Raw genomic sequence first — 15,429 nt, 5'->3', positions numbered from 1 at the left:
GTCATCCGCGAACCTGCTGCTGCTCGACGAGCCCACGAACAACCTCGATCCGGCATCGCGCGAGGAGATCCTCGGGGCACTGGCCCACTACGAGGGCGCGGTCGTGCTCGTGTCGCACGACCCCGGAGCGGTGCAGTCGCTGAACCCCGAGCGTGTCCTCATCCTGCCCGACGGCGTCGAGGACATCTGGAGCCAGGAGTACCAGGACCTCATCGAGCTCGCGTAGCGGATCGTGGCATAGCCAGAGGATGGTGGAGCACCCGATCCTTCCTCCCTCGGAACTCGCGGCGTGGCCGCGGGCTCTGCCCACCGTCACCGGCATCGCGCCACCGCTGCGCGTCGCGGAGCTTCCCGATGATCCCGTGCTGCTCTTCCAGGACGGGGTCCGTGCGGCGGTCGCGGCCGGCGTCCCCGAACCGCACGCGGCGACACTGGCGACGGTCGATTCGGACTGCATGCCGGACGCGCGCACGCTGATCCTCAAGGACGCAGACGCCCGCGGCTGGGCGTTCGCCTGGGTGCTGTGGCGGGTGGAAGGCGTCCCGCAGGCGGGATCGAAATGGTGCTTGCCGACGGTCCGGAGGGCGCGTTTCCGATCCTGCATCGGCATAGTCGCTGTCCGGGATCGAAAGGTGCCGGGCAGCGCAGCGTCCGGCGCGTTCTCGCGTGTGCGTGACGCTCGGCGGGTGCGTCAGCGCGCGTCGAGGAGTTCGTCCTCGGCGTCCGCGTCGCGGTCGCGGCGCTTCGGCGCCTTCACCGGTGCCGGCTTCCCCTCGACCTCTTCGCGGTGCTTCACGATCTCCGTGCGGATGATGTACCCGATGAAGATGAAGCCCATGATGGCGAACAGGATCCACTGGATCGCATAGGACAGGTGCGGCCCCGGATCGTCGGTGGGGGACTCGAAACCACCCAGCGCCGTGTCGGCGGCGGGCTGCTCCTCGACCAGACGTCCGTAGGCGCCGGTGATCACATCGTCCCCGACGAGGTCGGCGATGGACGGGAGGTGGATCGTGGGCACCTGGCCCTCCGGAGCCCCGCGTCCGGACCCGGGCAGCGGCTCGCCTGGGCGCAGGCGGACGGTCACCGTGACCTCGCCGGACGGCGGGGACGGAACGGCGTCCGGGAGCTGCCCCTCACCCGGGGGCACCCAGCCGCGGTCGATGATGAGGACGCGGCCATCTGCGTCCCGGAAGGGGACGAGGACCTCGAACGCGCTCGTGCCTCCGTGCGGACGGTTGCGGACCAGGAGCTGCTCGTCGGCGAGGTACTCGCCCTGCAGCGTGACGGGGCGCCATTCGTCTGCGGGGTCGAGGTGGTCGTCGGCGACCACGTCGGCGAGGGGGACGGCCGGGGCGTCGTAGTTCTGCTCCACGAGCGCGATCTGCTCGGCCCTGGACTCGTTCCGCTCGAACTGCCAGTTCGACAGGAAGACGCAGGCGATCGCGAAGCCGATGGCGATGAGGACGTACACGCCCCAGCGGGTCAGGCGGTTGCTCATGAGGAGGGCACCCCGTCTCGAACCGTCACCGGGAAGTCCCGCGCGGCCAGGTAGTCGTGGAGGAAGCCGACGTGCTCATTGCACGCCAGCCAGATCTTCTCGCGGTCGGCGGCGTGGATGCGGGGATTGCGCCAGACGACCTGCTTCGTGGCCGCGCTCCGGCATCCGGCGCGCGAGCAGATGAGCTCGCTCATCGGTCCGTGCGGCCTTCGCGGATGGTGATGACGTCGGGGGCGGTCTCCGGAGCGAGCGACGGCGCGGGCGGCGCGTCGATCTCGCGCAACGGCGACTCGGCGGCGGTCTCCGTGCTGTCGCTTCCGGCGTTGGCGAAGACCACCGCGATGTACGGGAGGACGGCGGCGGCCAGCGCGAAGACCCAGGTCCACCAGCCGAAGGGCTGCACGAAGAACATCAGCCCGAAGCAGACGATGCGGATCGTCATGGTGAGGGCGTATCGGCGCACACGGTGGTCACCCTCATCCCGCGGGGACTGCGGCAGTGAGGTGACGGCCGGGACTCGACGTGCGTTCTTCACGATGATTCCAGCCTACGCCGCCGCAGCGACATCGGCATGCGCGTGCGGAGCGTCAGCTCGCGACGACGAACGGCAGGGTGAAGGCGCCGAAGACGACCAGTCCGATGATCGTCGAGACGATCGTGAAGACGAGGACGCCGATCATGAGATACCCCATGACGAGCCCGGCGATCGCCATGCCGCGCCCGCCGAGGCCCGGGGTGCGACGGATCTGCCCGAGGGCCATGTGGCCGGTGATCACGGCGGCGATGGAGGCGAGCATCGGCAGGAGGGCCCAGAACAGCACCACACCCGCGATGCCGCAGACGAGCGCGGCGACGGCGAGACCGCTGGTCGGGCGGGCGGGCGCTGCCGCGTACTGCTGCGGGGCTGCATACTGCTGCGGTGCGGCGTACTGCTGAGGGGCCGCGTACTGCGGCGGGGCGGCGTGCGCCGGGGGAGACTGCGGGAATCCCGGATACGCAGGCGGGGAGCCGGCGGCCGGCGGCTGCTCACCCGACGGACCGGAGATACGGGGATCGCTCACTCTGATGCCTTTCGTCGCCCTCAGAGTCCCAGTACGCTCCTCGTCTGTCAAACAGGCGTCGCGAAGGCGAGAGGGCAACGTCGCTAGGATCGATCACGGTTCGGATTCCCGGCCCTCGACCCCAGACCCAGGAGTGTCCCATGAGCGCGGAGCGCGTCGTCCTCGTCACCGGAGGCAACCGCGGCATCGGCCGCGCCATCGCCGAGCGCTTCGTACGCGAGGGATACCGGGTGGCGGTGACCGCGCGCAGCGGCGAGGGCCCGGAGGGCACCCTGACGGTGCGCGCCGACGTCACCGACGCCGCCGCTCTCGACGCGGCCTTCACCGAGGTGGAGCAGCAGCTCGGCCCGGTGGAGATCGTCGTCGCCAACGCCGGCATCACCAAGGACACCCTGCTCATGCGCATGAGCGAGGACGACTTCGACAGCGTCGTGGCGACGAACCTCGGCGGCACCTTCCGCGTCGTCAAGCGGGCCTCGAAGGGGATGCTGCGCGCGCGGTTCGGACGGGTCATCCTCATCTCCAGCGTCGTGGGCCTCTACGGCTCGGCGGGGCAGACGAACTACGCCGCCTCCAAGAGCGCGCTGGTCGGTTTCGCCCGCTCGCTCACGCGCGAGCTCGGCGGACGCGGCATCACCGCCAACGTGGTGGCACCCGGCTTCATCGAGACCGACATGACCGCGGAACTCCCCGAGGAGACGCAGAAGCAGTACAAGGCGAACATCCCCGCCGGGCGTTTCGCGACGCCGGATGAGGTCGCGGGCGTCGTGACCTGGCTGGCGAGCGACGACGCCGGCTACATCTCGGGAGCCGTCATCCCGGTCGACGGCGGTCTCGGCATGGGGCACTGACCCCGGCTCTCCCCGTCAGCGATCGATCGCCCGCACGAGGAGCTCGGCGAGACGCTCGGGCGCCGAGAACTGCGGCCAGTGCGCGGAGCCGATCCGGACGACCTCGGCGTCGTCGATCGCCCGATACTCCTCCGCGTACGGACCCCACTGGCTGATCACCGCATCGAAAGCCTCCTGATCCAGCCCTCCCATCAGCAGGGTGACCGGGATGCGGTACCGTGCCGGGTCGCTCAGAGCGAGCTCGTCCGTCGGCACCCGCGCGGGCACGCTGTGGGTGAGCGGGACGGTCCTCGTGCGGGTCTCGTCGTCCAGATCGTGCACGTCCTCGTCCGGGAAGAAGCTCCAGCCCGGAAACGGGACGACGCCGTCCTGCACCGGGAACTCGCTGATGCCCGAACCCGAGGGCGGGGGCACGGTGTCGACGAAGACGACCCTGGCCACGCGGTCAGGTCGTGCGTCGGCGACGCCCCAGGCGACATTGCCTCCGCCACTGTGTCCGACGACCACTACGTCGCCCTCCGCGGCATCGACGGCGGCGACCGCGGCCGCGACCCAGTCGTCGATCCCGATACCCGCCGCTGTCTCCGCAGACGCGTCGAGCCCGGGCATGGTCAGCGGACGAGAGCGGTGGCCGGCGCGCACGAGGGCGGGCACGACGTCGTCCCAGCTGGAGGCGTCGAGCCAGAGGCCGGGGATGAGGATGATGTCCATGATCTGACGGTAGACCCGGCCCCGGACATCGGCCAGCGTCAGGGGAGGAGCGGGATGACCGTTCCGAGGTCGACCGGACCGATGACCAGGCTCGCGGACTCGCGGACGGCGGGCTTGGCGTTGAAGGCGAGCCCCAGCCCGGCGACCGCCATCATCGGAAGATCGTTGGCGCCGTCGCCGATCGCGATGGTCGCGTGCGGCGCCACGTGGAGCTCCTCCGCCCAGGTACGCAGCCAGAAGGCCTTGGCCGCACCGTCGACGATGTCACCGTCCACCCGGCCCGTGAGCGCGCCGTCGGCGACCTCGAGGCGGTTCGCGCGCCAGCGGTCCACGCCGAGTCCCGGTGCGACGTCGTCGAGGATCTCGTGGAACCCTCCCGAGACGACGCCGACGATTCCGCCCCGAGCGTGCACGGCGGCGGTGAGGTCGCGGACGCCCGGGGTCGGCTCCACGCGGGCGCGAACGCGGGCGAACGCCTCGACGGGAACGCCCGCGAGAGCGCCGACACGAGAGCGGAGGCTCGTCGCGAAATCGATCTCGCCGCGCATCGCAGCTTCGGTGGCCGCCTGCACCTCGGCCCGACGCCCGGCCTCCTCGGCGAGGAGCTCGATCACCTCGTTCCGGATGAGCGTGGAGTCGGCATCGAGGACGACGAGGAATCGCGCGGTGGTCACCCACCGAGCCTAGCGACCGAGGGACCGGAGCCCGTGCCGCATGACGCGTCAGCGTTCGATGAACACGCCCTTGCCGACGACCGTGATCCCCGACTCCGTGACAGTGAACCCGCGGGCGAGATCCCGTTCGCGGTCGACTCCGACCGTCGCGCCGTCGGCGAGGACGACGTTCTTGTCGAGGATCGCGCGGTGCACGCGGGCACCCTGACCGACGTGCACGTGATCGAACACCACGGAGTCCGTGATGGTCGAGCCGCCGCCGGCGAGCGTCCACGGGCCCACGACGCTGCGTTCGAGGTGCGTGCCGGACAGCACCGATCCCAGCGACACGATCGAGTCGATGGCGTTGCCGATCCGCCCCACCGAGTCTCGGACGAACTTCGCCGGCGGGGAGTTGACCGCCTGCGAGTGGATCGGCCACTCCATGTTGTAGAGGTTGAAGATCGGGAGGGTCGAGATCAGGTCCCGGTGCGCGTCGAAGAACGAGTCGATCGTCCCCACGTCGCGCCAGTACGAGCGGTCGCGCGGCGACGACCCGGGGACCTCGTTCTGCTTCATGTCGTAGTAGCCGGCTTCGCCGCGGTCGACGAAGTACGGGACGATGTCGCCGCCCATGTCGTGGCTCGACGTGGGCAGCTCCCCGTCGGCCTCGACCGCCGCGATCAGGGCGTCGGTGTCGAAGATGTAGTTGCCCATCGAGGCCAGGACCTCGTGCGGGGAGTCCGCGAGACCCGTGGCGTCGGTCGGCTTCTCCAGGAACTGCCGGATCCGTCCGGATTCCGGATCGGCGTCGATGACCCCGAACTGGGACGCCAGGGCGAGCGGCTGACGGATGCCCGCCACCGTCGCCTTCGCCCCGGACTCGATGTGCGCCTCGAGCATCTGGCGGAAGTCCATCCGATAGACGTGGTCGGCGCCGATGACGACGACGATGTCGGGCTTCTCGTCGTTGATCAGGTTCATGCTCTGCAGGATCGCGTCCGCGGAGCCGGAGAACCAGCGCTTGCCCAGGCGCTGCTGGGCGGGGACCGAGGTCACATACGAATCGAGCAGGGCCGACATGCGCCAGGTCTGGGAGATGTGCCGGTCGAGGCTGTGCGACTTGTACTGCGTGAGCACGACGATCTGTCTCAGCCCGGAGTTGATGAGGTTCGAGATGGCGAAGTCGATCAGGCGGTACTGGCCGCCGAACGGGACGGCGGGTTTCGCGCGGTCGGCCGTCAGCGGCATGAGTCGCTTGCCCTCGCCGCCGGCGAGGATGATCCCGAAGACCTTCTTTGGAGCGGACATGGCTCCACCATAGATCCCGTTCGGCGCGGGGAACTAGCATCTGGACAACCCGCTCGATAGCGTCTAGGAATGCGAGTCGAGATGATCACCAAGGAGTATCCGCCGGAGATCTACGGAGGCGCGGGTGTGCACGTCGCCGAGCTCGTGTCCGCGCTGCGTCGGGACATCGACGTGACGGTGCGCGCGTTCGGTGCGCCGCGCGACGAGGAGGGCACCTTCGCCTACCGGGCACCGGAGAGTCTCGCCGGCGCCAATCCGGCGCTGCAGACGCTCGGCACGGACCTGGAGATCGTGTCCGCGATCGCGGGCGCCGACGTCGTGCACAGTCACACCTGGTACGCGAACTTCGCCGGTCATCTCGCCTCCCAGCTCCACGGGATCCCGCACGTGCTCACGGCGCACAGCCTCGAACCGCTGCGGCCGTGGAAAGCCGAGCAGCTCGGGGGCGGCTACGCCGTGTCGAGCGGGATCGAGAAGCTCGCCTACGAGAACGCCGCCGCGGTGATCGCGGTGAGTGCCGGCATGCGTGCGGACATCCTCCGCAGCTACCCGCAGGTCGACCCCGCGCGGGTCCGGGTGATCCACAACGGCATCGACGTGGAGCGCTGGCGTCCTGTCCAGGACCCCGCGTTCCTCTCCTCGATCGGCATGGACCCGGACCGGCCCTCGGTCGTCTTCGTCGGACGCATCACACGGCAGAAGGGGCTGCCCTACCTCCTGCAGGCGGCACGGCTGCTGCCGCCCGAGGTCCAGCTCATCCTCTGCGCTGGTGCTCCGGACACGCCGGAGATCATGGCGGAGGTCCAGGAGGGGGTGCGGCTGCTGCAGCAGACCCGCAAGGGCGTGGTGTGGATCGAGCGGATGCTGCCGCGGGACGAGCTGTCGGCGATCCTGGCCGCGGCGACCACCTTCGTCTGCCCGTCCGTCTACGAGCCGCTCGGGATCGTGAACCTCGAGGCGATGGCCTGCGGAGCCGCCGTCGTCGGGACAGCGACCGGCGGGATCCCCGAGGTGGTGGACGACGGCGTGACCGGCCGACTGGTCCCGATCGAGCAGGTGCAGGACGGGACGGGCACGCCGACCGACCCCGAGCGCTTCGTCGCCGATCTCGCCGCGGTCCTCACCGAGGTGGCCACGGATCCGGAGAGGGCCCGGGAGTACGGGGAAGCCGGCCGGGAGCGGGCCCGCACGCAGTTCAGCTGGGCCGCGATCGCCGATGAGACCCGCGCGCTCTACGCGGAGCTGACCGCGTGAGCCGATAGGCTTTCGGTATGCCGATCGCTCTGGAGTTCACCGACGTCGTCGTGCGCCGAGAGGGGCGCAACATCATCGATCACGTGACCTGGCAGGTCTCGGACGATCAGCGATGGGTGATCCTCGGGCCGAACGGTGCCGGCAAGACGACCCTGCTGCAGCTCGCCGACACGCTGATGCACCCCACCTCGGGCACGGTGACGGTTCTCGGCGAGACGCTCGGACGCGCGGACGTCTTCGAGATCCGTCCGCGGATCGGGTTCGCGTCGTCGGCCATGGCCAAGCGCATCCCGCGCGATGAGACGGTGCTCAACACCGTCCTCACGGCGGCCTACTCCGTGCTCGGACGCTGGAACGAGAGCTACGAGGACATCGACGAGCGGCGTGCGCTGCGCGTTCTGGGCGACTGGCGCCTCGCGCACCTCGCCGACCGCACGTTCGGCACGCTGAGCGACGGTGAGCAGAAGCGTGTGCAGATCGCCCGGGCGGTCATGACCGACCCGGAGCTGCTGCTCCTCGATGAGCCGACCGCCTCGCTCGACCTCGGCTCGCGCGAGGAGCTCCTCGCGCTGCTGGGCGGCTACGCGTCCGCACCGACGACGCCCGCGATGCTCATGGTGACGCATCACGTCGAGGAGATCCCGGTCGGGTTCACCCATGTGCTCCTGATCCGTGACGGCGCCGTGGTGGCGGCGGGGCCGATCGCCGAGACGCTCACCGCGGATGCCCTGGGCGAGACCTTCGGGATGCCGATCACGCTCAGCAGCGAGGACGGGCGCTACTCCGCCCGCGCCGCCTCCTGACCTCGGTTCTGATGGGTTACTGCGCCCGTCGAAGTACTGGTAGAATCGATCCTTGGTGCGCTCGGCACCGCAGACTTCCCTCGTCCCTGGCACAATCCAGGGCAGCAACAAAGGAATCCCATGAAGACTGACATTCACCCCGACTACAAGGCTGTCGTGTTCCGCGACCTGGGCTCGGGCGAGACCTTCCTCACCCGTTCCACCGTCACCAGCGACAAGACCATCGAGCTGGACGGCGTGGAGTACCCGGTGATCGACGTCGAGATCTCCTCGGCCTCGCACCCCTTCTACACGGGTAAGCAGCGCATCATGGACTCGGCCGGCCGCGTCGAGAAGTTCAACCAGCGCTTCAAGGGCTTCGGCGGCTCCTCCAAGTAAGACCGCCCACGAAGGCCCCGCACTCCTCGGAGTGTGGGGCCTTCGTCATGCCCGGGCCGGGCGGTCGCTCAGACGTCGATGACGATGCGTCCGCGCTCGATGCGGCCCGGTGGATCTCCGGGGGTCGGCGCCGGGGCCGTGCGCCGGGTCTGCCGATCCCGCTCCTGGCCGGCCTCGTGCGCGGTGGGCGACCACACCGCGTCGAAGACACCGACCAGCCCTCCGGACCCGGCTTGCTCGTACTTCTCCTCGACCGGACGACGGGAGAGGGAATGCCGGATGCCCACGAAGAACAGCACCGGTCCCGTGCCGAGCACGAGGACGATCGTGGTCCATCCGAGCAGATGCTCCATGGCCCCAGGATAGATCGCGGAGCGCGCCGACGGCACCCGTCGCGCTCCGGAGGTCAGCGGATGCGGCGTCCGTGGGCGAGGTCGATCAGCCGTTCCAGTACGGGCCCCGTCCGCAGGCCGTTGTGCTCGTGCTCGCTCGTCACCCAGGGTGTCACGCCGGGGAGGAGACGGGCGGTCTCCAGCGAGAACTCCAGGGGCACATAGACGTCGTTCACGTAGACGGCGGCGGCGCCCGTCGCTTCGGAGGCGGCGAGAGCAGCGGCGTCGTAGATCCGCGGCCAGGGGTGGTCCGCCAGGATCGACGTCACCTCGCTCCAGGGCTGCAGCGCCGGGACGGTGTCGGCCCACTCGCGACGGACGTGCTCGCCCGTGAACAGCGTCGGATCGTCGCGGAAATCGGTCGGCTCGACGCGCTCGGCGGACCACCGCGTGGTGTGTCCGTTCGCATAGCTCGACTCGTGGAAGGCGTAGTACAGCGGGTTGCGGCCGCCGAAGGGCATGGCGTGCTGGAGGTCGTGCCGGAAGGCGTTGGATGCGGGATCCCGTTCCAGCAGCGACCAGACCGTCTGCCAGCCGTCGTCGGTGCCGAGAGCGGAGCCGACCGAGCGCAGGCGGGAACGCGACACGACCTCGCCGTCGGGGAGGACGATCTCACCGGCGTCCGCAAGATCGATCAGGCGTCGCATGACGTCGCGGTGCTCCGGGAAGCGTCGGTAGTACCGCTCGGACGCCGTGCGCATCTTGTCGTAGCAGAGGGCGTAGACCTCGTCCGGGTCGCGCTCGACCGTGCTGAGGCCTCCGGTGATGAAGACGTCGTCGAGCGAAGCCGCGTGGGTCGACAGGTAGGCCAGCGTCGTGAACCCGCCGAAGGACTGCCCGAGGACGCTCCACGTCGGCGCCCCCAGGTGCTCCCGCAGCGCCTCGCAGTCGCGCACGATGGCATCGGCGCGCAGGTGCGTCAGATGCTCGGCGACGGCTTCGGCGCCCCGCACGAGGTCGCCGTCGCCGACAGGGGAGGACAGCCCGGTGCCGCGCTGATCGAGCAGGACGAGTCGATAGTGCGCGAGGGCCTGGTCCAGCCACGCCGGCGCGGTGGAGGAGTGGAAGGGGCGCGGCGCCTCGTGGCCCGGCCCGCCCTGCAGGAACACCAGATAGGGGAGGGCCTCGCCTCCCTCCCGTGCGACCACGCGGGCGAACACGTCGATGGTGCGGGTGTCTGCCGGGTCGTCCCAGACGAGGGGGACCGTGAGCGTGTGCTCCTCGACGGCGAGGTCGAGCAGGCGGCGGCGGAGGACAGTGGTCATGGTCACATCACATTCCCGATGTAGGAGTACTTCACGAAGACCTCGGCGGCGATTCCGGACTCGTCGAGGACTCCCTGGACGGCCGTCATCATGTAGTTCGAGTCCCAGCCCATGTAGAGGAAGTGCGTGTCGTCGAGGTCGTCCCACTGCCCCTTCCATGCCTTGTCGCGGTAGATCGGTCCGCCGTGGGTCGCGCAGTAGGCCAGAGCGGCCTCGGTCGTGTCGGTCCACGCGCGACGGAACACGCGGTTGAACAGGTGCTTGACGTCGTACACCTCCCACCGCTCGCCCCGATACTCCACGTAGTCGAACTCGCGTTCCCACCCCGCGGGCCAGCCGCGGCGGCGGACGGCGTCCAGGATCGGGGTGAGGCCGTCGTCGTCGATCTCGGGCAGTGCGGGTCGTGCCCACACGCGGACGAGGTCGGCCGTCAGGCCCACCGTGCGTGCGGTGATGGCCGCCGTGCCCCAGGACTCCTGGGCAGCGAGGGCACGGGGCGCCGGCACGGCGCTGCGGGCATAGGCCTCATCGCGCTTGACGGGGAACGAGGCACCGAAGACCCGCTCCGTCAGCCCCTGTTCCAGCAGCGTGAGGTTGCCGAGAGTGGGTGCGAGGGCGCGGTGGCTGTTCTGCTCGTCCTCGGAGTACTCGCTCCAGGGGCGCACGCCGTCGCCAGACCAGGCGTCGCCGGGCACGGCGGGCACGATGTGCTCGACATCGAAGCCGTCCACGTCGTCGACGCCCTCGAGCCGGCCGAGCACATAGGCCGGGTACGGCAGCTCGCTGTACTTGAGCACGGCGCTGACCCGCTCGTCCGACGGAGTGATGCGCGCGATGGCGCGGGCGAGGGCGTCGTGTCCGTCGCGACGCGCACGGCAGAGCCGGGCGATGAGGCGTTCGGCGGGAAGGTTCACGAGCGCGCGACGGAGGAACATCGCCTGCAGCCACTCGAGCGTCTCGAGGAGCTGACCCCGGTCGATGCGGCCACGCGCGTGATCGCTGTAGGCGCTCATGACCAGCGGGTAGGAGGAGCGTCCGAACGTGTTGACGTACCGCAGTTGCCGCGCGACCTCGGGGTCCTGCTCCTTCGTCGGATCGAGGAGGATGCCGTAGATCTCCGCATAGTGCCGCCACGTCTCGGCGTCAGCCTGGAGGTGGGCGACGTCGACGCGCGGGAACGACCGGCGGAAGGCGCTGTACACGCCGTGCTCCCCGTTCGCCGCCACCTCTCGCCCCGTCACGAGCACGAGGTAGTGACGCCAGAACGCCCCGATCGCCTCGCCCGTGTGGTGCTCGATCGGCAGCCAGAACCGCGCTTCCACGTCCATCTGCTCGGCGTGGTTCAGCCCCATGAGGATGTAGTTGTGGATCAGCTCGTGATCCCGCAGCGGCTCGCCGGTGGAGTTCAGGCTCTCGAAGATCTGCTGCGCGTTGGCCTGGGCGCCGAGCGTGATCGACACGTGTTCGAGTCGCTGCAGTCCCCGCCAGATCGACGGTGCCTCGTCGGCATGGATCTGGCTGCGGAAGAACGCGTAGTTGTCGTCGAAGCGCGACTCGCGGTCGAGGTCGTCGCGGCGATCGAGCACGACCGATTCGTAGAGATCGGCCCAGGCCTCGTGCGGACGCAGCTTCGTGCGCTCGGGGTCGTCGGGGCGGACCAGCACGCGGGCGAGATCGGCGGCGAGCTCCGGATCGCGCTCACGCACCGAGTGATGCAGCGCCGCGACGAGGAGCATGAGCGTGGTGAGGCGCTGCTGCCCGTCGATGAGGATGAGGTCGGCGTCCGGGCCGGAGCCGTCCTCGGCGGAGAGGATCGAGCCGATGAAGTGGCGATGCGCGTCGTCTTCCGCGGCGACCGCCCTGACGTCGGAGAGGAGCCGCTCGCAGCCGCCGATGTCCCAGCGGTACTGCCGCTGGTAGACGGGGACGACGATGGTCGTGCGTCCCGCCGCGAGCCATTCGATCGTGTTGACTGCCGTCGCCTCGACGTTGGTCGCGGTGCTCATGCTGGTGTCTCGTCCTCCCGTAGCGACAGGCGCCACGGACGCGCCGGGTGCCCCGCCCAGTCTATTCGCTTATCCACGGCGACCCTCCGGGGGAGCGCCAGGTCCCGCTGTTAGCCTTGCCTTATCAGGGCCTGTTAAAACGTGCTGGCCCCCGATGAAAGGAACATGACTCGATCATGGGATACATCAAGTCCGCAGCGCTGGAGGAGAAGGGCTTCGTCGTCCTCGACAGCTACGACCAGGAGGCCGACCCCAAGGAGTGGCTCGACATCGAGTACGTCGACTGGAAGTCCTCGGGCGACACCCGGTTCGCACCCCTCGCCAGCGCCTTCGGCGACATCGAGTGCAACGGCTTCTGGAACCACAAGCCGCCGCGCACCGACAAGGACGGCGTCTGGATCGACGAGCAGACCGCCAAGGCACCGAACCTCACGCGCCGTGCGCAGGAGCCGGGCGCGAACGTCGGGCGCTGCCGCGTCATCGAGCTGCAGCCGACCCCCTACGGCGACTGCCTCTACAACCTCCACCAGGACGACAACAACCGCCTGAACCCGGACGGCACCGGCTGGGTCGTGCGCGGGTTCTTCAACCTGACGGACGACAAGGACAGCTACTTCGTCCTGCGTGAGAACCGCACGGACCCCAGCATCGAGTACCGCATCGCCCTGCCGGCCGGTGCGCAGCTCATCGTCGACACCCAGCGTCTGTGGCACGCGGCCACCCACAACGGCACCGACCCGCGCTACTGCCTCATCACCTCGTGGACCTCCGGTCCCGAGCTCGACGCCTACATCGAGAAGTACCACGGCACCGACGACGTCCCGAACGTCGAGGTCCCGCAGGACGTGCTCGAGTTCGGCTACGCCGAGCAGGCCCGCAAGGATGCCGCTCGCGCGGCCTACTACGCCGCGAAGGGCCAGCAGGTCAAGCAGGCCATGAGCGAGGCCTGAGCGTCCCCATACTGGGTCGCTGAGCTCATCGAAGCGCCCGAAGGCCCCGGTCCACGGACCGGGGCCTTCGTCGTCGAATCACATGCTTGTGATTTCGCGGGAACTCGGCGAGAATGGGCGCACAACCGCATACTCTCGCCACTTCGTGGTTCAGGTCGTAGGGGAAGACGCACCTGATGAAACGGAGAGATCATGGCGACGGCTTACGCACGCGGAGTGGTGTTCATCCACTCGGCGCCTCGCGCGCTCTGCCCGCACCTGGAATGGGCGGTGGGTCGCGCTATCGGGCGTGCGGTGAACTTCGACTGGACCGAGCAGCCTGTGCTGACCGGCGCACGCCGCGCCGAGTTCTACTGGGATGGTCCCGTCGGTACCGGTGCTGCCCTCGCGACCGCGATCCGGGGCTGGGAGCACCTCCGGTTCGAGGTGACCGAAGACCCGACGCCCCGCAGCGACGGCGGTCGGTGGCTGCACACGCCCGACCTCGGCATCCACTACGCCCAGACCGATGCCGCCGGCAACATCGTCATCGGAGAGGATCGCATCCGCTACGCGATGGAGATCGCCGCGGGCAACGCCGTCGAGCTGCAGCGCGAGCTCGACATCGCCCTGGGGTCCGCCTGGGACGAGGAGCTGGAGCCCTTCCGTCACGCCAGCGACGACGCGCGCGTCGTCTGGCTCCACAAGGTCGGCTGACCGACCCCGATACCGGGAGCGCTGAGGCGTGAGTATCGGATGCCGGTGACTGATCCCGGACGCTGAGAAGACGAATCCCCGCTCCGCTCGACGAAGACCCCGCCCCGGGCGACCGGGCGGGGTCTTCGTCTGCGCAGATCAGATCACGGCCGCGTGCGCGAGGTCGTCGACCGCGTTCACACCACCGCCGCGCACGTCCGCCCAGGCCTGCGCCAGACGCGTCATCGCCTCCGCCGCGCGCTCGGGCGGGAGCGTGATGGGAACCCGGAGTCGCCGCTCCAACACTCCGCCGGTGGTGAAGCGCGGCCCGGGCGGGAGGATGAGTCCCCGCTCGCGTGCAGCGAGGGAGAGCGTGGTCGACAACGGGGCGCCGAGATCGATCCAGGCGGAGAGGCCGCCGGGCGTCTCCGGCATCCGCATCCCCGGGATCTCGGCGATCGCCGCGGCCACCGCGTTCCGCCCGGCGCTCAGGCGGCGCCGCACGTGATGGGTGAGCGCGGGGACGTCGTCGAGCAGCTCCACGGCGATGCACTGCTCGAGGAGGGCCGTGCCGAGCTCGAACGAGGGTCGGACGGCCAGGAGCCGGGCGATGACCGAGCGCTCGGCGCGGATCCAGCCGATGCGCAGGCCTCCCCACGCGATCTTCGACATCGATCCCACCGTGATCACGTTCGGGCCCTCGGCCGCCATCGGCGCCGGTGCCCGTCCCCGGTCGATGTCGAGCTCTGCCGTCGTCTCGTCGACGATCAGGTGCGTGCCGGTGTTGCGGGCCGTCGTCGCGATCCGAGACCGCTCCTCCTGCGGCAGCGTCGCTCCGGTGGGGTTGTGGAAGTCGGGGATGAGGTACGCGACGTGCGGGCGTGCGGACAGCAGGGTGTCGGTGAGGTGCCGGGCGTCCCAGCCGTCGGTGTCGACCGGCGTCGGGAGCAGCCGGTAGCCGTGCCGGTGCAGAGCCTCGAGCGCGTGCGGGAAGGTCGGCTGCTCCACGAGGGCGCGTTCGCCCCGGCGGCCGAGCGCCGTGAGGATGAGGTTGACGGCGTTGAGGGCGCCGGAGGTGATCATGATCTCGTCCGCCGAGGTCACCGCGCCGCGCTCGGTGAATCGGCGGGCCACGGCATCGCGCAACTCGGGAAGGCCCTGCAGCGAATAGCCGCTCGTCCCGCGCAGGGCCGCGAGCCGGGGGAGGGACCGCACGGTCGCGTCGTACAGGCCGGGGGTCGAGTCCATCGAGGCGATCGACAGGTCGATCGCCTCGTCGTCCGCGTCGAGGGCGGCGGCCGACGGGCCGTGCGGGAGGGTCACTCTGGTGCTTCCGCCATGATGCCGGGACACGTAGCCGCCGGCCTCCAGAACGCCGTAGGTGCGGGTGACGGTCGAGCGTGATCGCCTGAGTTCGAGGGCGAGTGCCCGTTCGCTCGGCAGTCTCTCGCCGACCGTGAGGCGTCCGTCGAGGATGAGGGCCCTGATGCGGTCGGCCAGGCCCGAGGCCGAGGCGTCATCGATGTCCTGGGTGCCGAGCTGGGTGACGAGACGGGAGGCCATGCGTCCAGCCTGCCGCAAAGTGGCCTTCCATGTGCAGGCCACTTTTCGCTCAGTG

General features: G+C 69.7%; 18 protein-coding genes. 7 read left to right on the top strand and 11 right to left on the bottom strand.

What is annotated here, in order from left to right; translation table 11 throughout:
- A partial coding sequence (locus tag B2W79_RS13480; RefSeq protein ID WP_414683550.1) for an AAA family ATPase occupies nt 1–226 on the top strand: 226 nt, incomplete at its 5' end.
- A 465-nt stretch (nt 227–691) separates the two neighbouring features.
- On the opposite strand, the gene B2W79_RS13475 is transcribed toward B2W79_RS13480, so the two are convergent.
- From B2W79_RS13475 to B2W79_RS13460, 4 genes are read right to left on the bottom strand one after another with little or no spacing between them, the layout of a single operon-like run.
- Nucleotides 692–1,501, bottom strand: a complete 810-nt coding sequence (locus B2W79_RS13475; RefSeq protein ID WP_071329469.1) for an SURF1 family protein — start codon at nt 1,499–1,501, stop codon at nt 692–694.
- A complete protein-coding gene (locus B2W79_RS13470) occupies nt 1,498–1,695 on the bottom strand; it encodes a hypothetical protein (protein ID WP_071329468.1) in 198 nt (65 codons plus the stop codon). Before B2W79_RS13470 ends, B2W79_RS13475 begins: the two co-directional genes overlap by 4 nt.
- Entirely contained in the window at nt 1,692–2,036 is a 345-nt protein-coding gene (locus B2W79_RS13465) for a DUF3099 domain-containing protein (protein ID WP_083391784.1), read from the bottom strand. Before B2W79_RS13465 ends, B2W79_RS13470 begins: the two co-directional genes overlap by 4 nt.
- Before the next feature lie 52 nt (nt 2,037–2,088).
- Complete coding sequence (locus tag B2W79_RS13460; RefSeq protein WP_256209468.1) at nt 2,089–2,562, bottom strand: DUF4190 domain-containing protein; 474 nt, start codon at nt 2,560–2,562, stop codon at nt 2,089–2,091.
- Between the two features lie 140 nt (nt 2,563–2,702).
- Between B2W79_RS13460 and B2W79_RS13455 the strand changes: the two genes are divergently transcribed.
- Nucleotides 2,703–3,413: a beta-ketoacyl-ACP reductase gene (locus B2W79_RS13455; RefSeq protein ID WP_060921849.1), complete on the top strand. Its 711-nt coding sequence runs from the start codon at nt 2,703–2,705 to the stop codon at nt 3,411–3,413.
- A 15-nt stretch (nt 3,414–3,428) separates the two neighbouring features.
- On the opposite strand, the gene B2W79_RS13450 is transcribed toward B2W79_RS13455, so the two are convergent.
- The 3 genes from B2W79_RS13450 to B2W79_RS13440 are packed head-to-tail and all read right to left on the bottom strand — an operon-like array spanning nt 3,429 to nt 6,088.
- Nucleotides 3,429–4,124 carry an alpha/beta fold hydrolase gene (locus B2W79_RS13450; RefSeq protein ID WP_292790219.1) on the bottom strand — a complete coding sequence of 232 codons (696 nt, stop codon included), beginning with the start codon at nt 4,122–4,124 and terminating at the stop codon, nt 3,429–3,431.
- Nucleotides 4,125–4,162: 38 nt separating this feature from the next.
- On the bottom strand, nt 4,163–4,798 hold the full coding sequence (gene serB / locus B2W79_RS13445) for a phosphoserine phosphatase SerB (RefSeq protein ID WP_071329466.1): 636 nt from the start codon (nt 4,796–4,798) through the stop codon (nt 4,163–4,165).
- A 48-nt stretch (nt 4,799–4,846) separates the two neighbouring features.
- The gene (locus tag B2W79_RS13440) at nt 4,847–6,088 is read right to left on the bottom strand and encodes a glucose-1-phosphate adenylyltransferase (RefSeq protein WP_060921847.1); all 1,242 of its coding nucleotides are present in this window, start codon (nt 6,086–6,088) and stop codon (nt 4,847–4,849) included.
- A gap of 69 nt (nt 6,089–6,157) precedes the next feature.
- Here B2W79_RS13440 and glgA point away from each other — a divergent pair, with 69 nt between their 5' ends.
- The 3 genes from glgA (at nt 6,158) to B2W79_RS13425 (ending at nt 8,523) form a co-directional block, all read left to right on the top strand.
- Nucleotides 6,158–7,342, top strand: coding sequence for a glycogen synthase (gene glgA, locus B2W79_RS13435; RefSeq protein WP_071329465.1), 1,185 nt, complete (start codon nt 6,158–6,160; stop codon nt 7,340–7,342).
- Between the two features lie 17 nt (nt 7,343–7,359).
- A complete protein-coding gene (locus tag B2W79_RS13430) occupies nt 7,360–8,145 on the top strand; it encodes an ABC transporter ATP-binding protein (RefSeq protein WP_292790218.1) in 786 nt (261 codons plus the stop codon).
- Between the two features lie 120 nt (nt 8,146–8,265).
- Nucleotides 8,266–8,523, top strand: a complete 258-nt coding sequence (locus tag B2W79_RS13425; protein ID WP_017202258.1) for a type B 50S ribosomal protein L31 — start codon at nt 8,266–8,268, stop codon at nt 8,521–8,523.
- 68 nt (nt 8,524–8,591) lie between these two features.
- Here B2W79_RS13425 and B2W79_RS13420 read toward each other — a convergent pair whose 3' ends face one another.
- Genes B2W79_RS13420 through B2W79_RS13410 form a run of 3 tightly spaced genes read right to left on the bottom strand, consistent with a single transcriptional unit; the run spans nt 8,592 to nt 12,186 of the window.
- Complete coding sequence (locus B2W79_RS13420; RefSeq protein WP_126893090.1) at nt 8,592–8,876, bottom strand: hypothetical protein; 285 nt, start codon at nt 8,874–8,876, stop codon at nt 8,592–8,594.
- 53 nt (nt 8,877–8,929) lie between these two features.
- Entirely contained in the window at nt 8,930–10,186 is a 1,257-nt protein-coding gene (locus B2W79_RS13415; protein WP_292790215.1) for an alpha/beta fold hydrolase, read from the bottom strand.
- Entirely contained in the window at nt 10,183–12,186 is a 2,004-nt protein-coding gene (locus B2W79_RS13410; RefSeq protein WP_292790214.1) for a DUF262 domain-containing protein, read from the bottom strand. Before B2W79_RS13410 ends, B2W79_RS13415 begins: the two co-directional genes overlap by 4 nt.
- A 176-nt stretch (nt 12,187–12,362) precedes the next feature.
- Here B2W79_RS13410 and B2W79_RS13405 point away from each other — a divergent pair, with 176 nt between their 5' ends.
- Both B2W79_RS13405 and B2W79_RS13400 read left to right on the top strand, forming a co-directional pair.
- On the top strand, nt 12,363–13,136 hold the full coding sequence (locus B2W79_RS13405) for a hypothetical protein (protein ID WP_025103622.1): 774 nt from the start codon (nt 12,363–12,365) through the stop codon (nt 13,134–13,136).
- Nucleotides 13,137–13,328: 192 nt separating this feature from the next.
- Entirely contained in the window at nt 13,329–13,832 is a 504-nt protein-coding gene (locus B2W79_RS13400) for a DUF3145 domain-containing protein (RefSeq protein ID WP_025103621.1), read from the top strand.
- A 138-nt stretch (nt 13,833–13,970) separates the two neighbouring features.
- Here B2W79_RS13400 and B2W79_RS13395 read toward each other — a convergent pair whose 3' ends face one another.
- Entirely contained in the window at nt 13,971–15,374 is a 1,404-nt protein-coding gene (locus B2W79_RS13395) for a PLP-dependent aminotransferase family protein (RefSeq protein WP_292790211.1), read from the bottom strand.
- Nucleotides 15,375–15,429 lie beyond the last annotated feature (55 nt).

Source organism: Microbacterium sp. UBA7513, from assembly GCF_002478345.1.
Classification (GTDB): Bacteria; Actinomycetota; Actinomycetes; order Actinomycetales; family Microbacteriaceae; genus Microbacterium.
Note: the sequence above shows the minus strand (reverse complement) of the source record. Positions and strands in the feature narration are given on the sequence as shown.